This is a genomic window from Bradyrhizobium sp. SZCCHNGR1005, assembly GCF_032489995.1.
GTDB lineage: Bacteria > Pseudomonadota > Alphaproteobacteria > Rhizobiales > Xanthobacteraceae > Bradyrhizobium.
On sequence record NZ_JAUEZC010000004.1, the window covers coordinates 311,001 to 334,785 of the forward strand.

Genomic DNA, 23,785 nt, shown 5'->3' on the forward strand with positions numbered 1-23,785 from the left:
GATCGGATTTCGTTAAGAGAAACCGAGGCTTTTGAGTAACTTTTCGACGATTGGGGAAGGCGCGGAATGTGCGGGATTGTCGGCATTTTGGGACGCGGGCCGGTCGCCGAGCAACTGGTCGATTCGCTCAAACGTCTCGAATACCGGGGCTATGACTCGGCTGGCGTCGCGACCCTCGAAGGCGGGCGCCTGGAACGTCGGCGCGCCGAAGGCAAGCTGAAGAATTTGGAAGCGCGGCTTCGTGCCGAGCCGCTCAAGGGCTTCACCGGGATCGGGCACACGCGCTGGGCCACACATGGCAAGCCGACCGAGACCAACGCGCATCCGCATGCGACCGAACGCGTCGCCGTCGTCCATAACGGCATCATCGAGAATTTCCATGAGCTGCGCGAGGCCCTGCAGAAGAAGGGAACGGTGTTCGCAACCGAGACCGACACCGAAATCGTCTTGCATCTCGTGGACGAACTGCTCGGCCAGGGCGTGCCGCCGGTCGATGCCGTCAAGGAGACGCTCGGCAAGCTGAAGGGCGCGTTCGCGCTTGGCTTTATCTTCGCAGGCCAGGACGATCTGATGATCGGCGCGCGCAATGGCCCGCCGCTTGCGGTCGGCTATGGCAAAGGCGAGATGTATCTGGGCTCGGACGCGATCGCGCTGGGTCCGTTCACGGACAACATCAGCTATCTGGAAGACGGCGATTGGGCGGTGCTGACGCACGACGGTGCGACGATCTACGACCGCAACAATGCCGTCGTCAGTCGCGAGATCGTCAAGCACGGTCCGGCGACCTCCCTGGTCGACAAGGCGAACTTCCGCCACTTCATGGCCAAGGAGATCCACGAGCAGCCGGAAGTCGTCGGCCACACCTTGGCGCGCTATATCGACATGGCGAGCGAGCGCATCGCGCTCCCCGCCGCCTTGCCGTTCGACTTCAAGGACATCCAGCGGATTTCGATCACCGCCTGCGGCACGGCGAGTTATGCCGGCCATGTCGCCAAATACTGGTTCGAACGCTTCGCGAGACTGCCGGTCGAGCTCGATGTCGCCTCCGAGTTTCGCTATCGGGAAGCGCCATTGCGCAAGGGCGACCTCGCGATCTTCATCTCCCAGTCCGGCGAGACCGCCGACACCTTGGCCGCGCTCCGCTACGCCAAGGCACAGGGCGTGCACACGCTGTCCGTGGTCAACGTTCCGACCTCGACGATCGCGCGTGAAAGCGAGATCGTGATGCCGACGCTCGCTGGTCCCGAAATCGGCGTCGCCTCGACAAAAGCATTCACCTGCCAGCTGATGGTGCTGGCGACCCTCGCGGTGGCGGCTGGCCGCGCCCGCGGCGAATTGTCGGAGACCGATGAGGCCAAGCTCGTCCATAGTCTGGTCGAGATTCCGCGGCTGATGACGGCGGCATTGTCGATCGAGCCCCAGATCGAACGCCTCGCCCGCGACATCGCAAAATCGACAGACGTGCTCTATCTCGGCCGCGGCACATCGTACCCGCTGGCGCTGGAGGGGGCGCTGAAGCTGAAGGAAATCTCCTACATTCACGCCGAAGGCTACGCCGCCGGCGAACTCAAACACGGCCCGATCGCGCTGATCGACGAGAACATCCCGGTCGTGGTGATCGCGCCGCACGATCGCGTATTCGAAAAGACCGTATCCAACATGCAGGAGGTCGCCGCCCGGGGCGGCAACATCATCCTGATGACGGACGCGAAGGGGGCGGCCGAAGCGACGGTCGATTCGCTGGTGACGATCACCTTGCCGGATATGGGCTCGACCTTCACGCCGATGGTCTACGCGATTCCGGTGCAGCTTCTTGCCTACCACACCGCCGTGATCATGGGGACGGACGTCGACCAGCCCAGAAATCTCGCGAAATCGGTGACCGTGGAATAGCCACGATCTGCTTGCCGATCGAAGCGGCTTGGGATCAGCGGAATCCGTAAGACAGACCGTTGCCTGCGTCCGAAGGTCGCGAGCGGCAAAGAAGCCGATTCGAGGACGGAAAGGGGGCCATTCCCCTTCAAAAATCTGCTAAGAGGCTTAGCTGAGATTTGATCCGACCCGGAAGCCTGCATGAGTTCCCGCGACGACTTGCCGCCCCAGCCTGAGCCTCCGGCCGATGCGCCTGCCGAAATCACCCACCACGGGTTGATGTTTCGGTTCCGCAACTATTTCCTGACCGGCCTCGTGGTGGCCGGCCCGGTGGCCATTACGCTCTATATCACCTGGTGGTTCGTCACCTGGGTCGATGGCTTGGTGCGGCCGTTCGTGCCCTCCGCCTACCGGCCCGAAACTTATCTGCCGTTCGGCATCCCCGGCTCCGGACTGATCGTTGCGGTGGTTGGCCTGACCTTGCTCGGCTTCCTCACCGCGAACCTGATCGGCCGCACGCTGGTCGATCTCGGCGAACGCATTCTCGGCCGGATTCCGGCGGTGCGCGCCATCTATCGCGGCCTGAAGCAAGTGTTCGAGACCTTGTTCTCCGGCAAGGGCTCGAGCCTGCGCCGGGTTGGGCTGGTCGAGTTTCCCTCGCCGGGCATGTGGTCGATCGTGCTGATCTCGCAGCCGCCGAACCCCGACATCGCGAACAGCCTGCCCGGGCAGGAGGATCACATCTCGGTGTTCCTGCCCTGTGCGCCGAACCCGACGACCGGCTTCTTCTTCTACGTGCCGAAGAGCAAGATCGTCGAGATCGACATGAAGGCAGAGGATGCGGCGACGCTGATCATGTCGGCAGGCGTGGTGCAGCCGGGCTCCGATCCGCAGAAGAAGGCGGCGGCGCTGGGCAACATGGCCAATATGGCGCGGATCGCCAATTCATCTGCGCGCACGGATGCGCTCGAGCCTGAGCCGGCGAAGGCGGATTGATCTTCATTCAGCCAAGGAGCGCAAGTCCGCGCTGCTGGTAGAGGGCTCTGACGTTTCGACAGTTCATGCTTGGGCGGAGTCGCGTACTCTGCGATGTGCAACGACCGGAGCCGTCGATGATCCCCAGCATTGCGATTCTTGCGCCCGGCGCCATGGGCAGCGCGGTGGCGGCGCGGCTCGCCGAGCATGGCGCGAAGGTTTTGACGTCGCTGGAGGGCCGCAGCGCGGCAACCACGGCACGCGCCGCGAAGGCCGGCATGATCGCGGCCGACGCCGCCGCGATCGTCAATGCCGACATCATCCTGTCGATCGTGCCGCCGGCCGAGGCGGTTACGCTGGCCGGGCAGTTGGCAACCCTGATCACGAAGAATGCGAAAAAGCCGGTGATCGTCGACTGCAACGCGGTCAACGTCGAGACGATCGCCAAGATCGAAGCGATCGTATTGTCCGCTGGTGCGCGCTTCGTCGATGCCGCCATCATCGGGCTGCCGCCGAAGCCGGGCACGAAGGGGCCGGCGCTTTACGTCAGCGGCGACAGCGCCAAGAACGTCGCGGCGCTGCGTGATCTCGGGCTCGATCTACGCATCATTGATGGGCCGGTCGGCGCGGCGTCGGCGCTCAAGATGTCCTATGCCGGCATCAGCAAAGGCCTGACCGGGGTTGGCACGGCGATGGTGCTGGCGGCGACGGACGCCGGCGCGGCCGATGCGCTACGCGACGAACTCGCGCTGAGCGCGCCAGCGGTGCAAGCCCGTCTCGCCAACGCGCTGCCGGACATGATTCCGAAAGCCTATCGCTGGGTCGCCGAGATGCGCGAGATCGCGGGCTTCCTGGGAGAGGATCATCCGGCGGCTCTGATCTACGAAGGTTTTGCCCGCCTGTTCGAGCACATCGCGGCCGATGCGCAGGGCGCAGGAACCGAAGGTGCCAAGCTGGTCGCTTTTGCCGAGAGCTGCAAGGTGAAGAAGTCCGCGTAGCTGTCTCCACGCAATATTGCGATGGATGCGAAGCCATCCAGAACTCCCTCTCGTCGTCCCGGGCAAGCCGCGACGCGCGCCAGCGCCGTCGCGGCGCCGATCCGGGACCCATACGCCGCGGCGGATCTGGCAGGCGAGCCGGTCAACGCCCGCCCGCCTCAAACTGCTATCCGGGATTATGGGGCCCGGCTCAAGGCCGTGACGACAGCGTTGTTAGTCGATGCAGAAGGCGAAGGGTGGGCACGGCGGGCCTCCCACACCGGCTGAGGCAGAAGCACCGTTCAACGCGCCTTTGCGCAGCCTACGGAAGCACGCGCCGATCTACCCCGCCGTCAGCAATGGAATCGCCTCGTCGCGTTCGTAGAGATAGAGCAGACAACGCAGCGCCTCGCCGCGCGGGCCCTCAAGCTTGGGGTTCTCCTTCAACACGCGCAGTGCCTCGTCGCGGGCCTGCGTGATCAGCTGGGCGTGCACCTCGGGGCGCGCGATGCGATAGCCGGGCAGGCCGCTCTGGCGGATGCCGAGCACGTCACCTTCGCCGCGCAGCTTCAGATCCTCCTCGGCAATGCGAAAACCGTCGGTGGTTTCGCGGATCACGGCGAGCCGCGATTTCGACATCTGCCCGAGCGGCTCGTGATAGAGCAGGATGCAGGTCGAGGCTTCCGAGCCGCGGCCGATGCGGCCGCGCAATTGATGCAGCTGCGCGAGCCCGAAGCGCTCGGCATTCTCGATCACCATGATGGTCGCTGCCGGCACGTCGACGCCGACCTCGACCACGGTGGTGGCAACCAGAAGCCGGATTTCATGAGCTGCAAACTGGCCCATGACACGGTCTTTCTCGGTGCCTTTCATCTGGCCGTGGACGAGACCGACGCGATCGCCGAAACGTTTTTGCAGGCTCTCGAACCGCTCGGTCGCATTGGTCAGATGATCGGTGCCCTCGGCCTCGGATTCCTCGACCAGCGGGCAGATCCAATAGACCAGCTTGCCGGCGTTGAGGGCGCGGCCGACCGCATCCATCACCTCGCCGAGGCGCGTGTCCGCGACGGCGCGGGTGTCGATCGGCTGACGTCCGGCCGGCTTCTCGCGCAGTTCGGAGATGTCCATGTCGCCGAAATAGGTCAGCACCAAGGTGCGTGGGATCGGGGTCGCGCTGAGGACCAGCACGTCCACCGCCTCGCCCTTGGACGTCAGCGCCAGCCGCTCCCGCACGCCGAAGCGGTGCTGCTCGTCGACGATCGCGAGCGCCAAGGCCTTGAAGACGACATCGTCCTGGATCAGCGCATGGGTGCCGACCAGGAGATCGATCTCGCCGGCCTCCAGCCGTGCGAGAATATCGCGACGCTCCTTGCCCTTCTCGCGGCCGGTGAGAATTGCCACCTGCATGCCGGCACGTTCGGCCAGGGGAGCGATGGTCTTGGCGTGTTGACGTGCCAGAATCTCGGTCGGCGCCATCAGCGCCGCCTGCTTGCCCGCTTCGGCGACGGCCGCCGCGGCCAGCAGCGCCACGACGGTCTTGCCGGAGCCGACATCGCCCTGCAGCAGCCGCAGCATGCGCACGGGCTTGCCGAGATCCTCCGAGATCGCGGCCATCGCCTGGGCCTGCGAGTTCGTCAGTGCATAGGGCAGGGCGTCGATGATCTTGCGGCGGAGATGGCCGTCGCCGGCGTGGCGGTTGCCCGCGGGACGGCGCAATTGCGCCCGCACCAGCGCCAGCGCCAACTGGCCGGCGAGCAGTTCATCGAAGGCCAGCCGCGACCAGTATGGATTTTCCGGCAGCACGTCCGTCAGCTCCTGCGGAACGTGCACGCGCGTCAGCGCCTCCTTGAGCGGCGGGAAGCCGCAGCGGCTCAGAACCTCCGGGCTGATCCATTCCGGCAGGTTCGGCAGCTTGGTGAGCGCCAGCGCGATCGCGCGCCGCAATGAGCCTAGCGCGAGCCCCTCGGTGAGCGGATAAACCGGATCGATGCCGGACAGCTTTGTGAACGCAGCTTCATCGAGGATGCGGTCGGGATGAACGATCTGCGGCATCCCGTCATAGCGCTGGATGGTGCCGGAAACGTAGCGCTTGGCCCCGACCGGCAGCTGCTTCTCAATGTAGTCGCCCTTGGCACGGAAGAAGGTCAGTACGACGTCGCCGGTGTCGTCGCTGGCATAGACCAGGTAAGGCGCCCGCGCATTGCGCGACGGCCGGTGCCGCTCCACCGTCACCTCCAAGGTCACCATCGTTCCGACCTCGGCATCCCGGATCTTGGGCCTGTTGCGGCGGTCGATCACGCTCGAGGGCAGATGCAGCAGCAGATCGACCAGACGCGGGGTGTCGGTCGTGCTGAGCAGGTAGCGCAGCAGCTGGTCCTGTTTCGGACCGACGCCGGCGAGGCTCGTGACCGGAGCAAATAGCGGATTGAGCAGAGCAGGGCGCATCGACGACACTTAAGACCGTTTCGGCCGGGCATATCCGCTCCTTGGCCGGCGTCCACCTGTTTTTTCGTCCGCGAACGGCCCGAACATGTCGGTTCTGCGTCGGACAGGGCTGACAGGACCGGGGACGGTCGCTATATGAACCGCGCCCGGCTCCGTCCGGGCTTTTGGCGTTGTACCGCAAGGATATCGCGATGACTGGGACGACCCGATCGAGCCAGGGGCTTGATGACCGCCGCAAGCGGCTGCTGTTTCGCTGCTGGCACCGTGGCACGCGGGAAATGGACCTGATCCTGGGCCGTTTCGCCGATGCCGAGATCGCGACGCTTGCCGATGACGAATTGGCCGAGCTCGAGCAGCTGCTCGAAATTCCGGATCAGGATTTCTACGCGGCGGTGACTGGCCACGGGCCGCTGCCGCCCGAGGCGGCCGGCGCGCTGTTTCTGCGCATCAAGGCGTTCCGCGCCGTGGGTTTGGATTGATGAAGAGCCCTGTCAAATCGCCTGCCGAGCTGCTGGCGCCTGGACGCGCGCTGACGCTCGCCAATGTCGCGGAAGGCGCCGAAGGTCTGGTCGCCGCCGATCTTGCCCGTGCCGTTGCCGCGCGGCCGAAGCCGCCGGCGGTCAGCCTTGCCGTGATCTGCCGCGACGGCGCACGGATGCAGCAGCTCGCGCGTGCGTTGGAGTTCTTCGCGCCCGATCTGCCCGTGATGCAATTCCCGGCCTGGGACTGCCAGCCTTACGATCGCGTCTCGCCGCATGGCGGCATCCTGGCGCAGCGCGTCACCACGCTGGCGCGGCTGTCGCGGCTGGCCGGCAGCGACAAGCCGCTGATCGTGCTCACGACGGTGAATGCGGCCGTGCAGCGCGTGCCGGCGCGCGAGACCATGGCGGGACAGGCGCTGTCGGTGGCGCCAGGCCATGTCGTGCCGATGGACTCGGTCGTCGCCTGGCTGGAGCACAACGGCTATAATAGGTCGTCGACGGTGCGCGAGAGCGGCGAATATGCCGTGCGCGGCGGCATCCTCGATCTGTTTCCGGCCGGGCTCGATCAGCCGGTGCGCTTCGACTTCTTCGGCGACTCGCTGGAGTCGATCCGCACCTTCGATGCGGAGACCCAGCGCACGCTCTTGGACATGCGCTCGCTCGACCTGGTGCCGGTCTCCGAATTCCAGCTCGTCACCGACACCATCCGCCGCTTCCGCATGGGCTATGTCGCCGAGTTCGGCGCGCCCGAGCGCGACGATGCGCTCTACGAGGCCGTCAGCGAGGGCCGCCGCTATCCCGGCATGGAGCACTGGCTGCCGCTGTTCCACGACAACATGGAGACGCTGTTCGATTATCTCGCCGGCACGCCCGTCATCATCGAGTCGCAGGGCGAGGATGCCGCGCGCGAGCGCTTCAAGCAGATCGCCGACTATTACGACGCGCGGCGCGAGGCGATGGAGCATCCCGGCGGCGGCGCGATCTACAAGCCGCTGCCGCCTGACCGGCTCTATCTGAGCGAAGCCGAATGGACGGCGCGGCTCGATGCGGCGCCGGTCGCCAAGCTGACGCCGTTTGCCGTGCCGGAAGCGGCTGGCGTGGCCGACATCGGCGCCCGCCAGGGCCGCAATTTCGCGCCCGAGCGCAACGATGCCGCGGTCAACGTATTCGAAGCCGTCGTGGCGCATGTGCAGGCGCTGCAGGCGCAGCGCAAGAAGGTGGTGATCGCGCTGTGGAGCGAAGGCTCGCGCGACCGTATGACCAGCATGCTGCGGGATCACAAGCTGACGCTGGTCACCAGCGTCAACACCTGGCGCATGGTGCAGGCCACCCCGCGCAACGAGACCATGCTGGCGGTGCTCGGGCTCGAGACCGGCTTCGAGACAGACCAGATCGCCGTCATCTCCGAGCAGGACATCCTCGGCGACCGCCTGGTGCGGCCGCGCCGCGCCAGCCGCAAGCTCGACAATTTCATCTCAGAGGTCACCAGTCTTGGCGTCGGCGACATCGTGGTCCATGTCGATCACGGCATCGGCCGCTTCGTTGGCCTGCAGACGCTCGAGGTCGCCGGCGCGCCGCATGACTGTCTCGAGCTGCGCTATGCCGGCGAGACCAAGCTGTATCTGCCGGTAGAGAACATCGAGCTGTTGTCGCGCTACGGCTCCGACCAGACCAATGTCGAACTCGACAAGCTCGGCGGCTCGGGCTGGCAGACCCGCAAGGCCAAGCTGAAGAACCGCATCCGCGAAATGGCGGGCGAGCTGATCAAGATCGCGGCCGAACGCATGCTGCACGAGGCGCCGAAGCTGCCGGTCCAGGCCGGGCTCTACGACGAGTTCTGTGCGCGCTTCCCCTATGATGAGACCGAGGACCAGCTCGCCGCGATCCAGGCGACGCTCGGCGATCTCGAAGCCGGACGTCCGATGGACCGGCTGATCTGCGGCGATGTCGGTTTCGGCAAGACGGAAGTCGCCCTGCGCGCGGCGTTCGCGGTGGCGCTCGACGGCAAGCAGGTCGCTGTCGTGGTACCGACGACGCTGCTCGCGCGCCAGCATGCCAAGACCTTCACCGAGCGCTTCCGCGGCTTTCCGGTCAATGTCGCGCAGGCCTCGCGCCTCGTCTCGACCAAGGAGCTCAACCAGGTCAAGAAGGGGCTGACCGACGGCTCGGTCGACATCGTGGTCGGCACTCACGCGCTGCTCGGCAAATCGATCAAGTTCCGCGATCTCGGCCTGCTCATCGTCGACGAGGAGCAGCATTTCGGCGTCAGCCACAAGGAACGGCTGAAGCAGCTGCGCGCCGAGGTGCATGTGCTGACGCTGTCGGCTACGCCGATCCCGCGCACGCTGCAGCTGGCCCTGACCGGCGTGCGTGAGCTGTCGATCATTGCTTCGCCCCCGGTCGATCGCTTGGCCGTGCGCACCTTCGTCGCGCCGCATGATCCCGTGATGATCCGCGAGGCGCTGCTGCGTGAACGCTATCGCGGCGGCCAGGCCTTCTACGTCGTGCCGCGCATCGACGATCTTGCCGAGGTCAAGGAGTTCCTCGACAAGACCGTGCCGGAGATGAAGGTCGCAGTCGCGCACGGTCAGATGGCGCCGACCGTGATCGAGGACATCATCTCCGCCTTCTACGACGGTAAGTTCGACATCCTGCTTTCGACCACGATCGTGGAATCCGGCCTCGACATTCCCAGGGCCAACACGCTGATCGTGCACCGCGCCGACATGTTCGGCCTCGCCCAGCTCTATCAGCTACGTGGCCGCGTCGGCCGCTCCAAGCTGCGCGCCTACGCGCTGTTCACGCTGCCGTCGACGCACAAGATCAGCGCGCAGGCGGAGAAACGCCTGACCGTGCTGCAGTCGCTAGAGACGCTGGGCGCGGGATTCCAGCTCGCCTCCCACGACCTCGACATTCGCGGCGCCGGCAATCTGCTCGGCGAGGAACAGTCCGGCCACATCAAGGAAGTCGGCTTCGAGCTGTACCAGTCGATGCTGGAGGAGGCGATCGAGAACCTCAAGGCCGGCGTCACCGAGCCCACCGTCGACCGCTGGTCGCCGCAGATCACGATCGGCATGCCCGTGCTCATTCCGGAGGACTACGTCTCAGATCTCTCGGTGCGGCTGTCGCTGTATCGCCGGCTCGCAGATTTGGAGACCGACGAGGAGATCGAGAACTTCGCCGCCGAGCTGCGCGACCGCTTCGGCAAGCTGCCGGACGAGACGCGCTATCTGTTCAAGGTCGCGGCGATCAAGAACTACTGCCGCAGGGCCAACGTCGAGAAGGTCGATGCCGGTCCGAAGGGCGCGGTCATTGCCTTCCGCGACAACAGCTTTGCCCACCCCGAGCGGCTGGTGGCCTTCATCAAGCGCCATGGCCAGGCTGCCAAGGTGCGGCCCGACATGAAAGTGGTGTTCCTGCAGGATTGGGAGACGCCGGAAGAGCGGCTCGCGGGGGCCACGGATATCCTGAAGGACCTTGCCGAGCTCGCAGAGAAGAAGAAGGCGGCGTAGTCCTGCAAAGGCTCGGCATCAGATGAATATGAGACAATACCCGATTGGGATTGAATGTACGTGGCTTGCGTCCGATCGCCAGGGACATCTGGCGCGTTCATGACTGCAGGTGCCGGACCAATCCCCTTCGATCGCATTGGAGGTGTAGCTTCTCCCGATAGAGAATCTTGAAGAGCAGTTGTGCCGTTTGCCGGTCGTATCGTCCTATCGTCAGCTTGTCGGGGTGCCGCGGCCGGACAGCTTCATCGCGTTGTGCGAAAGAGGGCTATTCGTCTACGATTGGACCGACGTCCATCGTACAGGAAAGAATGAAACGGGCGGTTATGAGCTCGTCGCCATTCCCGATGCTCCGATCGGCTCGAGTCGGCTTCCTGCTGAGCTATTGGACGTTGCGGATACACTGAAGCTTTCGGCGCCCCTTTTTGGCGGAGAACGCACCGTCGCAATCAGATCGCTTCTGAAGTGCGTGGAAGCTAGGTGACGGCTTATCTCAGCAACCAGCCGAAATGCAGCGCACAGGTGGCGACAGCGAAGACCAGAACGATCACGATCACGCTCACCCAGTCGGTCTCGTCGCGAGATTGTTGTTTCTGCACGTGCAATGCTCCTCTGTACAGGAGGCCCCCAGGTCCGAAACGACGAAATCAGACGAGTGGGGCGAATGCGCGGTCGCGGAATGTAGGTGTTGGGTTGAGATCGTGATGAAGCCGGCGGCAGCGAGCGTCCGATATCAGCAAGGCATTGCGAATGGAGCGCCGTCTGCCAGATTCAGCCGTCATTGCGGGCGCAACGAAGCAATCCAGTATCTCGCGCCATAACGGCGATGCTGGATTGTTTCGTCGCTTCGCTCCTCGCAATGACGGCAGTGTGCCTTCGACTATATCAAGACGCTGCGCGGTGTGTCTCGTCGTACAGCCGCGCGAGCAGGCTGCGTGCGGTATCGCCCGGCTGCAGCGCGGCGACGGTGATGGATGGCTCAGCGCGTGCGTCACGTTTGCCGTGCGAAGTGTGGCGCATCACGCTCGTCAGGCGACGCGCGATCCCGTGCGCGGCGCGCAGATCGGTCTCGGCGAACACCACGATCACCGAGCCGTTGTCCTCGCGGGTGCCGAAATCGGTCCGCCGCATCAGCCGGCCGATGATCCGGGCGCCGTCGAACTGCGCGCGGGGATGCGTCGGGTCGAAGGCAAAGCGTGCGGCTGCAAGCCCGCTGCCTCGCTTCAAAGCCTGGCTCACGGCGGTCGCGAAGTCGCGGGCGAAGGCAGACTTGGTCAACAGACCGGTCTGCGGATCGAGCATCCCGCCGGCTTCGATTGCCCTGAGCGTCCGGTTCAAACGCGCCTCGAGGGCGTGCTGACGGATCAGCGGCAAGGCGTTGGCGGCAATGTGCGCGGGGTCGCCGGTGACGACCTCGAGATTGGCCAGCGCGACCGGCGGCGCGGGAACGCTGCAGGTCACCACGACGGCCAGGCTGCGGAAGCGCGTGTCCTCGGACAGCACGGTGAGAAAGGCATCGACGACGCGCGGCGTGAAGCCGTCGCCGAGCACGACCCCATCGATCTCGCGGCTCGCGAGATGCTTGGCGGCCGCCTCGATACTGAGCGCGCCGACCACCGCCATGCGCTCGCCGAGCGCGACCGAAAGCTCTGGATAGGACGTGCCGCGGCCGAGCAGCAGCACGGTGGCGTCGTTGAGCGGATCGCTATCCGGCAGGGAGATGGGTTCGGCACGGGCTTCGCTGAGCCGCCGCAGCACCGTTGCATGCAGGCCGCGAAGGCGGAGCGCGGCTCGCACGCGGGCCACGAGACGGTCAGTGTCGTTCTCGGTCCGGAAAGGCACGGCATTATCCGGCAGCTGGCCGTGAGGCCCGAGCGCGATCACCGGAACGTAGGGTTTTCGCGCGACCATCTGTCGCGCCACGGCTGCGATGTCGGCCTCGGGTGCACCGTCCAATGCCGCCAGCACGACTGCGGGTTGCAGCTCGGACGAAGCGCGCACCGCCTCGCGCCAGGTGGTCTGGACCGAGGGGGATAGCTGGGCTGCCTCGAGGGCGGCCACCAGCGAAGGCCGTGCGGAATTGGAGACGAGAAGAAGCGGGCCTTGCTGGGACATAAGGATACTCAGAAACGCAGGCGATTGGGCCTGTGATCCTAAGTTGCCTGCGTTAACGCGCCGTTAGCAATGTGTGCTGCTTCAGGCCGAAGTGCTGGTCCGGTCCCGAAATGCCTCTACCATGAGGGGGTTGAGCCCGAGCTCCGCCAGCGCCTCGCGGGCCCGCGCATTGTCCATGGCACGCCCAGCCAGCCGGTGGCCGCTGAGACGATCGGGCAGGGCGGTCAGCAGGGCCCCCTGGCCCAGCCGTCGCGACCACTCGTGCAGGTCCTGCGCCAGGAAGCGATAGCCGCCCACCGCCATTACGCCGGCCGGCGGCGCGGTGATCGAGATCACGTCCCGGACGCGGTCGAGACGAACGGCGTATTCGGTATCGACGTAATCTCGCGGTTGCGCCGGGACCAGAGAGTCGCTCGGCGGTGCCGGGGGCGCATAGGCTGCAACGACGACCATGGGGCCGCGCAGTCCGAGGGTGCCCTTTGGCGTCACCAGCACCTCGCCCGCAATCGAGGAGCCCGGCTGGTCGCGTGGCACGCCTTGCAACCCCGGCTTGACCGGACCGGGCGCGCCGTCCGGCGTCGTGCGACGAACCGCGAACATTCCGGCCTCGCCGAACAAATACACGTCGGTCATCTCGACCTGCTGCGAAATCCAGGCCGGGCTCGATCCCACCTGCTCGGGCGCCCGCCACATGCCGATGACGTGCCGCAAGCTTGGCAGACGAGCCGCGAGATCGCCCTCATCGAGCCGCAGCGCCAGCTGCGCCGGCGCGATCAGGGCATTGCAGCCGAGCTCGTTGATCTGCTGCTCCAGCGTATCGGAATCGAACGGATGATGCAGGGCGAGGCTGCCGCCCGATAGCAGCCAGGTGACGAGCGAGGAGGTGAGGCCGGCGAAGGACGACGGCACGAAGGCCGACATCATGTTGGCACCCTGCGGCAGATCGCTCTCCAGCGAGACCGCAAGTCCCCCCGCGATCAGGCTCAAATGGCTGCGCGGCACGGCGCGGAAGCCGTCGCCGGTGACATCGAAGGAGATGATCGCGGCCTTGCGGCCGTCCTGCAGGACGTTTCGCGCCGAGCGCGACGGCTTTGCAATCGCCTGATCCAGCGAAAACATGCCCTCCGGCAGCTCGCTGCCGAACCCGCAGACGTGGCGGATCGAGAACGCTTCCGCCGCAGCATGCATCGCGAGATCGGCATGGATCACGCCGTCGACCTTGGTGGTGGTGACGATTGCGCGAGCACTGATGCGGTTCAACGCCGCCACCAGCTCCGCCTGGCGCCACAGCAGCGGGAACACCGCTACGACGAGCCCGGCGCGATGCGCGGCGAGCACGGTCAGCATGAATTCCACGGTGTTCGGCAGCTGCACCGCGATCACCGAATTCGTCGGAAGCCCAGCGTCGATGAAATGCGCTGCGAGCGCGGCAATGATCCGATCGGCGTCGGCATAGGTCAGTATCCGCTGGGGCTGGCCGGTGACCCGCGGCTTGTTGACCGGATCTATCAATGCGACCGCATCCGGCTTACGCGCCAGGATACGCTGGAACAACCCGTCAAGCGTCGGCGATGTCGTAACCTGGTTCACCTGCTGCCCCATCATTCCCGGTGTGGCGGAAACCCGGATCTCCGAAAATGGTCCTGCCACAGCCGATCATTTCGGCGTCATGTCCGGCCGCCGCCACCAACTCTCGGGGAGCGATCCCGACAGAGCTGTTCGCTTTGGACGTTCTATCCGATTCCAGCGTGCAATCCATTCGTCGGCCGCATTAAGCACTGGAATTGCGTAGAAGCCAGCCATCAGCGCGCGGTCCAGGGCGCGGACGGCCGCAACAAAGTCGGACCTGTCGCGAGCGCGCAACAGCGCGGCGATCATCGCATCGATGGCCGGGTCCTTGGCGCCCATGTAATTGCGGCTGCCCGGCTGGTCCGCAGCCTCGCTCCCCCAGTAGAAGGCCTGTTCGTTGCCCGGCGACAGCGACTGGTCCCAGCGATTCTGGATCATGTCGAATTCGAAGCCGATCCGGCGTTGATCGAATTGCACGGGATCGACGACGCGCACCGCGGCCGCGATCCCGGCGCGCTTGAGGCTATCGGAGTACGCGAGCGCAATGCGCTCCTGATCCCTGGTCGTCACCAAGATTTCGAAGGCGAGCGGCGCATGGCTCGAGCGCTGCCGCAACACCGCGCCATCGAGCTGATATCCGGCCTCGGACAGCAGGTTCAGTGCGGTGCGCAACGTCTGGCGGTCGCGACCTGAGCCATCGGTGATCGGAAGGCGATAGCTGCCGTCGAGGATGTCGGGTGGGATCTCGCCGGCAAACGGTTTGAGCAGCTCTCGTTCGACCGTATCGGCGGGACGCCCGTAGGCCGACAGTTCCGACCCTGCAAAATAGCCGCCGCTGCGCTTGTACAGTCCGAAGAAATAGTTGCGGTTGATCCATTCGAAATCGAACAGCAGCGTTAGGGCGCGGCGCACCCGGATGTCGGAGAAGACCGGCCGGCGGGTGTTGAAGACGAGAAACTGCGAGGGCTGCGGCATGCCCGAGGTCACGGTATCGCGGACGACCTCGCCGGTCCTTGCGGCCGGAAAATTGTAGCCATCGTGCCAGCGCAGAGGTTCGTCCTCGACCCGGAAGTCGTAGAGCCCGCGCTTGAATGCTTCGAAGGAACCATTTGCCTCGCGATAGAAGTCCAACCGGATCTCATCGAAGTTCCACAATCCACGGTTGATCGGGAGGTCGCGGCCCCAATAGTCCGGATTTCGGGTCAGGGTCACGCTGGCTCCTGGCCGCACCGCGGTGACGCGATAAGGACCGGAGCCGATCGGCGCCGTCATCGTGGTCTCTTCAAATCTCGACACGTCGGTCGCATGCCGCGGCAGGATCGGCATCAGCCCGAGAATCAGCGGCAGTTCGCGATCTTCGACACCGCCGAAGTCGAACCGGACCGTGAGCGGGTCCAGTGCCTCGGCCTTGGCGACCTTGCTGTAATACTGCCGATGATTGGGCCGGCCATGGTCGCGGAGCAGCGCCCAGGAGAACAGAACGTCCTCGGCACGGACCGGCTCGCCATCGGAGAATCGGGCATGCGGGTCCAGCCGGAACGTGACGTAGGTTCTTGCGTCATCGGTCTCGACGCTCCTGGCCAGGAGCGCGTAGAGCGTGAAGGCCTCGTCATTGCCGCGGGCGAGCAGACTCTCGACCACGTAGCCGCGCACTTGCTGCACTGCAATACCCTTGACGATGAAGGGATTGAGGCTGTCGAAGGTTCCGAGCAAGCCCCAGGTCAGGCGACCGCCTTGGGGAGCGGCCGGATCGACATAGGGCAGATGGGTGAAATCGGCGGGCAGCGCCGGCAGGCCGTGCATGGCGATGGCATGGCTCTCGGTCGCGCCTGCAGGTGCAGTGTAGATCGTTTGCAACAGCACCGCGATAACAGCACAAACTGCCCCGGCGGCAAGCCGCATGCACCGGAGCATGAACATAGGAACGCAAGCATTTGATTCGGAACAGCTCACAAGCGTCTTTTAGCACAGGCCGCGAGCCGGTAGATCGCGCCGACGCAGGCTGCCTCGGCATTGATCTTTCCGCCCGCCACGTTATGAAGGCGGGCGATCGGGCAAAGCAGCAACGCCTGTCACTTAACCGCCTCAATTCCTGAGGAGACAGCCGCGCGAAACGGCTTGGTGTGGCGTCTTTGGCGGTCTCGGGCGCTGCCGTTCAGAAAGGGTTTTCCGCAATGAATTTCCGTGACTTGGCCTCGTCGGTTGGGCCGCGTGGGCGGCTCGTCGCCTTGCTGGCGGCAACCGCGCTGGCTGTTTCCTCTGCCGCGCAAGCCCAGGCCCCTGGCGCGAAGGGGAAGGGCCCGGCCGCGCCTAGAGCACCGGCTGCGCAGGCGCCTGGCGCGCCACCCGCTGCTGGCGCGCCGGCCCAGGCTCCGGGCCAGCAGCCGGCGCCCGACCAGCAGATCCAGCTGATCTATGCGCCCTGGACCAAATTCTGTCTCAAGGGGCAGGACGCGAACGCCAAGCAGGTTTGCTTCATCGGCAAGGACGGCCGTATCGAGTCCGGCCAGCCCGTGGTCGCCGCCGTCATCATCGAGCCGGAAGGTGAGCCGAAGAAGATCCTGCGCGTCACCCTGCCGCTTGGCATGCAGCTTCAGCCGGGGACCCGGATCGTCGTCGACAACAACCCGCCGATGCAGAACCCCTACGTGATCTGCTTCCAGAACGGCTGCATGTCCGACTATGAGGCGACGCCCGAGTTCATCGCCAGCATGAAGAAGGGCCAGAATCTGTACGTCCAGGCGATCAACTCCAACGGCGCTGCGCTGACCTTGCCGCTGCCGCTGCAGGAGAAGGATACGGGAAGCAGCTTCGCCAAGGCCTATGACGGCCCGCCAACCGACCCGAAACAGTTCGAAGAGAACCAGAAGAAGCTGCAGGAAGAGCTGCAGAAGCGCGCTGAGGAAGCTCGCAAGAAGCTCGAAGCCGCACCGCCCACAGCCGCGAAATGAGGCAAGCGGAGCGGACCTGACGTTCGTTCCGCACCTGCCACGCCACCGCAGTGGTGGCATCGGACTGTCGGACAAGCAAAAAAGGCGCTCGGAAGGGCGCCTTTTTTGTGGGTTCTTTGTTAGTTTGGACTGGTGGCCCGCGCAGATCGCGGGCAGCCGATTCAGTTCAAGGACGAATTACGCGGACGATAGCCGCCTGACTTGTCCTTGATGAAGAGGTCGGAAAGCTGGGAATGGCGGATCGGCTCGCCGGAGTTGTCGGGCAGCAGGTTCTGCTCCGACACATAGGCGACATATTCGGAGTCCGCGTTCTCCGCCAGCAGATGATAAAACGGCTGATCCTTGTGAGGGCGCACCTCTTCAGGGATCGACAGCCACCACTCCTCGGTGTTGTTGAATTCCGGATCAATGTCGAAGATCACGCCCCGAAATGAGAAAATCCGGTGCCGGACGATCTGGCCGATCTGGAACTTGGCAGTTCGCGCTTTGATCATCCTTTCCGAATAGACCAGGATTGCGGCTGACGCTAGTGCCCCCGGGACCGATTTAATCTAAGGAGGGGAGTCGAGTCCCGCCGCGCAAATACTCATCCCGACGCTTTCATGATCGATATCCTGAACCTGGCGCTGCCGTATTTCGGCGTCGTCTTCATCGGCTTCGCCTGCGGTAAATTGAAACGGCTGCCCGATGCCGGGCTCGCCTGGATGAATTTCTTCCTCCTCTACGTGTCGCTGCCGGCGCTGCTGTTCGGGATCATGGCGCGCACGCCGTTCGCGGAATTGAACAACCCGCCATTTCTGGTCGCCACCACGCTGTCGACCATGCTGGCGTTCGCGTTCGCGCTGGTGGTCGGGCGTGTCGCGGGGCGGCTGTCGTTGCGTGAGGCGACCATGGCGGGGCTTGCCGGTGGTTATGGCAATATCGGCTACATGGGACCGGGCCTGGCCCTCGCAGTGCTCGGCAGCCAGGCCGCCGCGCCGACCGCGCTGATCTTCTGCTGCGACAGCATCTTCCTGTTCTCGATCGTGCCGCTGCTGATCGAGCTGACGGACCGCGATCACCCCTCGCTGCTACACGCATTGCGTGTCGTGCTGCGTCAGATCCTCCTCAACCCGCTGATCATGTCGACCTGCGCCGGCGCGGTCGCCGCCGCGATGCATTTCCAGCCTCCGGTTGCGCTCGATCGCACCTTGCAGTTCCTGCAGAACGCAGCAGCCCCCAGCGCCTTGTTCGTGCTTGGGGTCACTGTGGCGCTCCGGTCCTTCAAGCGCGTGCCGTGGGAGGTGCCTGCCGTGATCACGGTGAAGCTGCTGATCCACCCGCTGCTCTCGTTCGGCCTGATGCTCGCATTCGGTCCGTTCGCCCAGCCCTGGGCGGCGACCGCTGTGTTGATGGCCTCGTTGCCGCCGGCGCTCAATGTGTTCGTGATCGCGCGTCAGAATGAGACCTGGGTCGAGCCGGCCTCGGTTACGGTGCTGATCGGTACATTCGCGTCCGTCGTCACGCTGACCAGCGTGATGTGGCTGATCCAAAGCGGCCGGCTCGTCTTTCCGTGAGACGGTCTGGCGCAGCTAAGACTAACTCGCGCGACGATGGGGGCCGATCGCGTTCGGCCGCCATGAGGGCGCCAGCCCCTCGCGCATCGCAAGCCGACGCAGCGGGCCGATCGAGCCGATCAGATGCATGCCGAACGCGCGCAGCGACTGCATCGGCACGAAATCGCTGAGCAGAGAGCGATTGGCGACATCGATCACGAAGGTGCGGCTCAAGATATCGGCGCGCCGCGCCGCGCCGTAGCGCGTAAGGACCGAGGCTGCACCGGGATCCTCTCCTGCGGCTCTGGCCTTGCTCACGATGGCCGCAATGTCCATCGCATCGCGCAGACCCAGATTGAGGCCTTGCGCGCCGATCGGCGGCACCACATGGGCGGACTCGCCGACGAGCGCAATGCGCCTGCGGGCATAATGATGGGGGCGCTCGATCGCGAGCGGGAAGAGATAGCGGCCGGGCTCGACCTGGACGCGGCCGAAGATGGCGTGCGACTGCCGTTCGGCTGCGGCCGACAAGGCGTCGTCGTCGAGCGCGAACAGCCGATCGGCCTCTTTCGGCGCGGCGACCCAGACGACACTGCAGCGGTCACCGGGAAGCGGTACGAACACGCACGGTCCGTGAGGCGTGTGGAACTCGGTGGACACGTTGTGATGCGGCCGCGCGTGGCTGATGTTGAAAGTCAGCGCGGCCTGGTTCAGCGCTCGCGTGGACACACCGATGCCGGCCGCATCACGGCACATCGAGTGCCGTCCATCGGCACCGACGACGAGCGGGGCGGATATGACCAGGCCCGACGGGGTTGTGACCTGTACCTCGTCCTCTTGCGGGAACACGCGTTCGGCCTCCTGGTCGATCCGGACCAGGCTGGGCAACTCCGCGGCGCGCTGCTCGAGCGCCTCGACGAGCACGCTGTTGGCGACGTTGTAGCCGAAGACGTCGAGCCCGATTTCGTCCGCGACGAAGCGGACTTCGGGAGCGCGGATCAGGCGGCCGGTGTCATCCACGAGCCGCATCGCCTTCAATCCCGCAGCCCGGTCCTTGCAGAGTTGCCAGACCCCGAGCTCATCGAGAAAGTCGACCGAGCCGCCGAGCAGGGCAGTGGTGCGGTTGTCGGCGTATGGGGCACGCCGGGCGACCAGAGCGGTCGCGGCGCCGCTTTGCGCAAGTGCGATGGCGGCCGCGAGTCCCGCGGGACCGCCACCGACCACGACGACATCGAAAGAGGCGGGTGTATCAGTCATGTTGGGAACATCGACCTTCTCGCGGACTTTTTCAAGCCTACCTAAGCATGACGGTCTATGTAGTAAATACGCGGCGATAGGGCGCAGCGGCCGATGTGCAATTCGTTCCGATTCCTGCTAGCACTGCCGTGGTCATGGATCAGTTGAAACCAGAGGGCGACGCATTGGCAACGCCGACGCACCGGGCGGCGGCATTTTCAGTTCACGTCTTCACCGCGCTCGGTGCTGGCGTGGCGCTGCTCGCCATGCTCGAGGCCGTCCGCGAACATTGGACGGCAATGTTCTGGTGGCTGGGTGTGGCTCTCGTCATCGACGGTCTCGATGGTCCGATGGCGCGCCGATTGGACGTCATGACAGTGCAGCCATACTGGTCCGGTGACGTGCTCGATCTCGTGGTCGATTTCGTCACTTATGTGTTCGTGCCGGCCTATGCGATCACAGCGAGCGGTTTGCTGCTGCCGCTCGCCGCGCCGCTGCTCGGGGTCGGGGTTGCCGTTACCGGTGCGCTCTACTTTGCCGATCGGCGGATGAAGAGCGACGACAACCATTTTCGGGGCTTCCCCGGCCTTTGGAATATCGCAGCCTTCTATCTCTTCCTGCTGCATCCGCCGGCGGCCCTGGCGAGCCTGGCTGTGGCGGCACTCATCGTGCTGACCTTTGTGCCGTTCCACGTCATCCACCCTGTCCGCGTGGTTCGGCTGCGCTGGCTGACGCTGGCGCTGATGGTGGTCTGGGGAGTGCTCGCGATCGATGTGTTGGCGCGCGACTTCGATGTCGGCCTGCCGGTCGTAGCGCTCCTTTGTGTCATTGGCATTTATGTCGTGGCGAGCGATTCCGCGATCCGTCTCCTGAGATCCCTGAAAGCATGATTGAACTTCTGACCAGCCCCGAGGCATGGGCCGCGCTGCTCACGCTCACCGCGCTCGAAATCGTCCTTGGCATCGACAATGTCATCTTCCTGTCGGTGATCGTTGCGCGCATTCCGCGGCCGCAGGCGAGGCTGGCGCGGCAGATCGGTCTCGCGCTCGCACTGATCTTTCGCATCCTGCTGCTCAGCATGCTGGTCTGGCTGATCGGCTTGACCGAGCCGGTGTTCTCGGTGCGCGGTCTCGGTTTTTCCGAGCAGTTCTCTTGGCGCGACCTGATCCTGATCGGCGGCGGCCTGTTCCTGATCGCCAAGGCGACGCATGAGATCCATGCGGAGGTGGAAGCGCAGGATGAGGCCGAGCAGAAGAGCGGCAGCAGCAGGGGATTCCTGTTGGTCGTCCTGCAGATCATCGTCATCGATCTCATCTTCTCGCTGGACTCGATCATCACCGCGATCGGCATGGCCCAGGAGCTCGAGATCATGATCGCGGCGGTCATGATCGCCATGGTCATCATGTATCTCTCGTCGGGACCGGTGGCGCGCTTCGTCGCGGCGCACCCAACCACCAAAATGCTGGCGCTCGCCTTCCTGGTGCTGATCGGCGTCGCCCTGGTGGCAGATGGCTTCAAGTTCCACATCCCGCGCGGGTATATCTACTTCGCGATCGTCTTTGCCGTCGCGGTCGAGTTCTTCAACGTGCTGGCAGGCCGTAACCGCAGGAAGCGCAACGTCTGAGCCGCGGTTGACAAGGGGGCCGTGATCGCCTTGGCTTGCGAGCAGGCAGCCGCGACCCCGTCCTTGGGCTTTGCACGGGGATATCGGCTGATCCTGATATTCTAAGAGAATCAGATATTTGTCACAATCTGTTCGGCCAGCCCCAGAACACGCGGCCGCAAATGCCCGGAGGAGCAGACGCAATGGTCAAGGCGGTGCGCGTACACAAGGTGGGTGGCCCGGACGCCCTCGTCTACGAGCCCGTCGAGATCGACGCACCGGCCGTCGGCGAAGTACGCATCCGGCAGCACGCGGTCGGCCTCAACTTCATCGACGTCTATTATCGCACCGGCCTCTACAAGGCGCCCGGGCTGCCCTTCGTCATCGGCAACGAGGCCGCCGGTGAGGTGACCGCGGTCGGACCGGGCGTCACCCATTTTCATCCCGGCGATCGCGTTGCCTACTACCACAACCTCGGCGCTTACGCGACCGAGCGCAACATTCCCTGGGAGCGCCTCGTCAAGCTGCCGGATCACATCACCTACGAGCAGGGCGCGGTGCTGATGCTCAAGGGCCTCACGGTCTGGTATCTCCTGCACAAGACCTTCAAGGTTGAACCGCATCACCGCGTGCTGATCCATGCGGCGGCCGGCGGCATCGGCCTGCTCGCCTGCCAATGGGCGCGAGCGCTCGGCGCACATGTGATCGGCACGGTCGGATCGAGGGCGAAGGCCGAGCTCGCACTCGCCAATGGCTGCGACCATGTGATCCTCTACAACGAGGAGGATTTCGTCGCGCGCGTCAAACAGGTCACCCGCAACGAACTCTGCGACGTGGTCTATGACGGCGTCGGCAAGGACACCTTTCCCGGCTCGCTGTCCTGCCTGAAGCCACGCGGACTGTTCGTCAGCTTCGGCAATGCCTCAGGCCCGGTGCCGCCGTTTTCCATCGCCGAGCTCAACAACCACGGCTCGCTGTTTGCGACGCGGCCGAAGCTCAACGATTATATCGGCAAGCGCGCCGAGCTGCTCGAAGGCGCCGATACGCTGTTCGCGGCGGTGATCAGCGGCAAGCTGCATGTCCAGATCAATCACGCCTATGCGCTGAAGGATGCCGCGAAGGCGCATGCCGATCTCGAAAGCCGCGCCACCACGGGCGCCTCGATCCTGAAGCCCTGACGGATACGGTCTGCTCTTGCGGTTCGCCTGCTGGGCCACTCGGGCAGAGGCCAGTCACGCTGTCGCCACCATCGCGATCCCCGCGGGTTCAAGGCTGTCCAATCCGAGCGTCCAGTCCCGCTCGCGCGTCCTGTCGCCGAGCGCGAGGACCAGCCCGTGGTTCAGCTCATAGAGGCCCGCGACCAACCCAGCGCGGCTCAACGCGGACCTGAGCGCATCCTGAATGAGACCGCGCAGCGCGAGGTGTGGCGCCGAGACCGGAACATCGACGTCCCGTCCGGCCATGGCCTGCGCACAAGCGCGCCGATCGAACGAGGCGTGCCCTCGACAGGCCAACGGCCGAACGGGGTGGATGATGCAGGCGCCGCGGACGAGGAACGGACAGGGCTGGCGCCGCGCCATGCGCTCGGCTTCGCTCAAGCCTTGCGTCGCCCGGTTGGCGTGCGTGATCCGACGCGACAAACCGACGGCCGAACCCGACGGGCTGTCGTCAATCTGGCGGACATAGCGCGCGATCAGGAAGATTTCTGCCGCTGTCGCGGTCACCCGGAGTGCGCAGCAGGATGGACAACCTTTGCAGCACGCGAGCGGCGGCAGATGCGCCGTCTGTGTGCCGATATTGGCTTCGAACAGGTCGAACGCCCGGTTGACCAGCGCCTCGACGAGGCTGCTTGAGCCGGACAATGGGGCCAGGATCGAGTCGAAGGCGACCTGCAGCCGGGCAAATGCGGCATCACTCACGGGCGCTCTCCGGCGCATGGTTGACGATGCGTATTGGCTCGTCGACCGCGGCGCCCGGCACGTCGCGGTCGACAGCTTCGGCGGTAGGGACGCTCACCGCCTCGGCAAGATCAATCGGATCAGGCGGCGGTGTCCTTCAGGATCGCCTCGAAGCGGGGACGGGGGATGCGGAAAAAGCCGCGACCGCCGGCGAAGGTCTGGTAATGCGGGCGGGCTTTCTCGAGCAGGAGTTCGTACCACGCATTCGCGGTCAAATGAGCAGGCTTCTCACCGATCGAATTGATTTCAGAGCTGGGGAAGAAGCGGACGTGGATCAGCACCTCCTCATTCACCGGGTTCGGCGCAACGGCCTCGCCGACGGGCGAAACCCGCGCCAGATTGTCTCTTGCCATCTTATCTCCTGTTCCGGCCGACCTCGTTGTCGGCCCGTTGATCTTCCGCTTGCTCCCGGCAAGTGCCGCTTTCCTCGGCAGGCTGGACATTTTCCGTGCAATCGTTATAGTCAAACTGATATAACGATGGTCAGCCATTCGCAGGTGTTCGGCGCGTAAACCATCCACGCGAACGACCGCCGCTGTCTTTGACATAAATCAAACC

General features: G+C 64.8%; 18 protein-coding genes. 10 read left to right on the forward strand and 8 right to left on the reverse strand.

Annotated features, from left to right (window positions below; translation table 11 throughout):
• The first annotated feature begins 66 nt into the window (after window positions 1-66).
• The 3 genes from glmS to QXZ85_RS19190 all read left to right on the forward strand — a co-directional run bounded on the left by glmS (window position 67) and on the right by QXZ85_RS19190 (window position 3,845).
• The gene (gene glmS, locus QXZ85_RS19180) at window positions 67-1,893 is read left to right on the forward strand and encodes a glutamine--fructose-6-phosphate transaminase (isomerizing) (RefSeq protein ID WP_315704039.1); all 1,827 of its coding nucleotides are present in this window, start codon (window positions 67-69) and stop codon (window positions 1,891-1,893) included.
• Window positions 1,894-2,073: 180 nt separating this feature from the next.
• Complete coding sequence (locus QXZ85_RS19185; RefSeq protein WP_315742197.1) at window positions 2,074-2,868, forward strand: DUF502 domain-containing protein; 795 nt, start codon at window positions 2,074-2,076, stop codon at window positions 2,866-2,868.
• A 116-nt stretch (window positions 2,869-2,984) separates the two neighbouring features.
• Window positions 2,985-3,845, forward strand: coding sequence for a DUF1932 domain-containing protein (locus tag QXZ85_RS19190; protein WP_315704037.1), 861 nt, complete (start codon window positions 2,985-2,987; stop codon window positions 3,843-3,845).
• Window positions 3,846-4,166: 321 nt separating this feature from the next.
• On the opposite strand, the gene recG is transcribed toward QXZ85_RS19190, so the two are convergent.
• Complete coding sequence (gene recG / locus QXZ85_RS19195; RefSeq protein WP_315764220.1) at window positions 4,167-6,269, reverse strand: ATP-dependent DNA helicase RecG; 2,103 nt, start codon at window positions 6,267-6,269, stop codon at window positions 4,167-4,169.
• Window positions 6,270-6,460: 191 nt separating this feature from the next.
• Between recG and QXZ85_RS19200 the strand changes: the two genes are divergently transcribed.
• Window positions 6,461-6,748 carry a succinate dehydrogenase assembly factor 2 gene (locus QXZ85_RS19200; RefSeq protein WP_315704035.1) on the forward strand — a complete coding sequence of 96 codons (288 nt, stop codon included), beginning with the start codon at window positions 6,461-6,463 and terminating at the stop codon, window positions 6,746-6,748.
• On the forward strand, window positions 6,748-10,263 hold the full coding sequence (gene mfd, locus QXZ85_RS19205) for a transcription-repair coupling factor (protein ID WP_315704034.1): 3,516 nt from the start codon (window positions 6,748-6,750) through the stop codon (window positions 10,261-10,263). Before QXZ85_RS19200 ends, mfd begins: the two co-directional genes overlap by 1 nt.
• Window positions 10,264-11,145: 882 nt before the next feature.
• On the opposite strand, the gene QXZ85_RS19210 is transcribed toward mfd, so the two are convergent.
• The 3 genes from QXZ85_RS19210 to QXZ85_RS19220 all read right to left on the reverse strand — a co-directional run bounded on the left by QXZ85_RS19210 (window position 11,146) and on the right by QXZ85_RS19220 (window position 15,858).
• Complete coding sequence (locus tag QXZ85_RS19210) at window positions 11,146-12,375, reverse strand: GGDEF domain-containing protein (RefSeq protein ID WP_315742195.1); 1,230 nt, start codon at window positions 12,373-12,375, stop codon at window positions 11,146-11,148.
• Window positions 12,376-12,456: 81 nt separating this feature from the next.
• The gene (locus QXZ85_RS19215; RefSeq protein WP_315704293.1) at window positions 12,457-13,965 is read right to left on the reverse strand and encodes a class I adenylate-forming enzyme family protein; all 1,509 of its coding nucleotides are present in this window, start codon (window positions 13,963-13,965) and stop codon (window positions 12,457-12,459) included.
• Between the two features lie 66 nt (window positions 13,966-14,031).
• A complete protein-coding gene (locus QXZ85_RS19220) occupies window positions 14,032-15,858 on the reverse strand; it encodes an extracellular solute-binding protein (protein ID WP_315742269.1) in 1,827 nt (608 codons plus the stop codon).
• Window positions 15,859-16,118: 260 nt separating this feature from the next.
• On the opposite strand from QXZ85_RS19220, the gene QXZ85_RS19225 reads away from it, so the two are divergent.
• Entirely contained in the window at window positions 16,119-16,895 is a 777-nt protein-coding gene (locus QXZ85_RS19225) for an invasion associated locus B family protein (RefSeq protein WP_315742194.1), read from the forward strand.
• Between the two features lie 161 nt (window positions 16,896-17,056).
• Here the strand turns inward: QXZ85_RS19225 and hspQ are convergent, their stop codons facing one another.
• Complete coding sequence (gene hspQ, locus QXZ85_RS19230) at window positions 17,057-17,389, reverse strand: heat shock protein HspQ (protein WP_315704031.1); 333 nt, start codon at window positions 17,387-17,389, stop codon at window positions 17,057-17,059.
• A 108-nt stretch (window positions 17,390-17,497) separates the two neighbouring features.
• Between hspQ and QXZ85_RS19235 the strand changes: the two genes are divergently transcribed.
• Window positions 17,498-18,451 carry an AEC family transporter gene (locus tag QXZ85_RS19235; RefSeq protein WP_315704030.1) on the forward strand — a complete coding sequence of 318 codons (954 nt, stop codon included), beginning with the start codon at window positions 17,498-17,500 and terminating at the stop codon, window positions 18,449-18,451.
• A gap of 21 nt (window positions 18,452-18,472) precedes the next feature.
• Here QXZ85_RS19235 and QXZ85_RS19240 read toward each other — a convergent pair whose 3' ends face one another.
• The gene (locus QXZ85_RS19240; protein ID WP_315742193.1) at window positions 18,473-19,687 is read right to left on the reverse strand and encodes a UbiH/UbiF family hydroxylase; all 1,215 of its coding nucleotides are present in this window, start codon (window positions 19,685-19,687) and stop codon (window positions 18,473-18,475) included.
• 134 nt (window positions 19,688-19,821) lie between these two features.
• Here QXZ85_RS19240 and pcsA point away from each other — a divergent pair, with 134 nt between their 5' ends.
• From pcsA to QXZ85_RS19255, 3 genes are all read left to right on the forward strand, one after another.
• Window positions 19,822-20,556, forward strand: a complete 735-nt coding sequence (gene pcsA / locus QXZ85_RS19245) for a phosphatidylcholine synthase (RefSeq protein WP_315742192.1) — start codon at window positions 19,822-19,824, stop codon at window positions 20,554-20,556.
• On the forward strand, window positions 20,553-21,290 hold the full coding sequence (locus QXZ85_RS19250; protein ID WP_315742191.1) for a TerC family protein: 738 nt from the start codon (window positions 20,553-20,555) through the stop codon (window positions 21,288-21,290). The genes pcsA and QXZ85_RS19250 overlap by 4 nt, the downstream gene beginning before the upstream one ends.
• Window positions 21,291-21,472: 182 nt before the next feature.
• Complete coding sequence (locus tag QXZ85_RS19255) at window positions 21,473-22,447, forward strand: quinone oxidoreductase (RefSeq protein WP_315742190.1); 975 nt, start codon at window positions 21,473-21,475, stop codon at window positions 22,445-22,447.
• A 54-nt stretch (window positions 22,448-22,501) separates the two neighbouring features.
• Here the strand turns inward: QXZ85_RS19255 and QXZ85_RS19260 are convergent, their stop codons facing one another.
• Both QXZ85_RS19260 and QXZ85_RS19265 read right to left on the reverse strand, forming a co-directional pair.
• Entirely contained in the window at window positions 22,502-23,188 is a 687-nt protein-coding gene (locus QXZ85_RS19260) for a YkgJ family cysteine cluster protein (RefSeq protein WP_315704025.1), read from the reverse strand.
• Between the two features lie 119 nt (window positions 23,189-23,307).
• Entirely contained in the window at window positions 23,308-23,718 is a 411-nt protein-coding gene (locus tag QXZ85_RS19265) for a hypothetical protein (RefSeq protein WP_315742189.1), read from the reverse strand.
• Between the last annotated feature and the right edge of the window lie 67 nt (window positions 23,719-23,785).